1 protein-coding gene is annotated in these 1,462 nt (G+C 49.4%); it reads right to left on the bottom strand.

What is annotated here, in order from left to right:
* Window positions 1-1,462, bottom strand: a 1,462-nt coding sequence (locus HFD99_RS24735; RefSeq protein ID WP_167441045.1) for a condensation domain-containing protein, incomplete at both ends; no start/stop codon positions are given.

Genomic DNA, 1,462 nt, shown 5'->3' with positions numbered 1-1,462 from the left:
GGCTGATCCGGCTGAACCCCTTGCGCACGCAACGTCCGCGCTAAACGGTTGGCTCGTTCGTTCAGCTCCGCGTAGGTCAACGACTCCGCTCCGCACAACACCGCCACTTGCTCTGGTGTGTTCACTGCCTGCTGCTCGAATAGCGCACTTAGCGTTTGGTCCTGCGGATAAGCTGCCGCTGTATCTCCCCACACCTGAACGATCTGTGCCTGCTCTTCCGCTGTCACCAATGCCAGCTCATTCACACGGATATACGGATTGTCTACGATTTGCCCGATGACGTGGTTGATATGACCATAGATACGCTCCATTGCAGACCGGTTATACACCAGCGCATTGTACTCAAGCAGAATAGAGATATCTTCATCAGGCACGACAATCAGGTTAAAATCGTAGTTGGTTTGCTCTGCAAGTGCTACGTTGGCAATAGAGAAGCCTGTGTGTGCGTCCGCTTCGCCGGAACCGCCCATCTGCTTCATCTGCTGCCCGATGGGATAGTTTTCAAAGACCATAATGTGATTGATCAGGTCTTGTTTTTGTTCAGTCCGTGCCTGAATGTCGTAGAGCGGGAACGTGTCATAGACACTGGAGGCCAAAGCCTGTTCCTGTGTACGCTGCAATACGTCAGCAAATGTAGCGTCCTGTGCACTGCATATGCGTACTGGAATCGTGTTGATAAACAAACCGATCATGCTCTCCACACCTGCAATTTCTGCCGGACGACCGGATACCACACTACCAAACACAACATCCTGATGATTATTGTATTTCTGTAAAATAACGCCCCAAACGCTTTGCAGCAATGTGTTAATCGTGACATGTTGTTGCTTGGCCATTTGCTTTAAGGCGGCACTCCGTTCTTTACCTAACATAAATGGCAGCTTTTCCAAAACATAGCCGGAATGTGAACTTTGATCGCTTCTGTCTGAATCTTTGTCCCACTCTGCTTCAGAAGCCTGCGAGTTCTCAGTAGGCAACAAGGTTTGCTGCTCAAAACCTGCCAAGTAGTCACTCCAATAACGGGTTGCTTCCTGTGCATCTTGATGTTCCAACCATTCGATATAGTCACTATACGGCTTAACAGGTGCGAGTTCTGGCTGCTTGTTCTCCAGCAAGGCAGCATATACACCAAACACTTCGTCTGTCATTAGTGACAGGCACCAGCCGTCCATCACGATATGGTGGAAGCTCCATACAAAACGGTATGAGCGATCGCCCGTGCGGAAAACAGCTACGCGCATAAGCGTATCCTCGCTTAGATCAAAGCCTCTGGCTTTATCCTGAGACACAAATTCAGCTACAGTCTGTTCACACCCTCTGACATCTTCATAACGGAAGCTCGAATCTTTATGACGATAGACGATTTGTAAGGGTTGACCATGCCAGCCACTGTAGAAATTCGTCCGTAATATAGCGTGGCGACTAACCAGCAGCTTTAGGCTTTCCTGGAATATGGACGGTG

This window comes from Paenibacillus sp. EKM301P (genome assembly GCF_011800295.1).
Classification (GTDB): domain Bacteria; phylum Bacillota; class Bacilli; order Paenibacillales; family Paenibacillaceae; genus Paenibacillus; species Paenibacillus polymyxa.
Note: the sequence above shows the minus strand (reverse complement) of the source record. Positions and strands in the feature narration are given on the sequence as shown.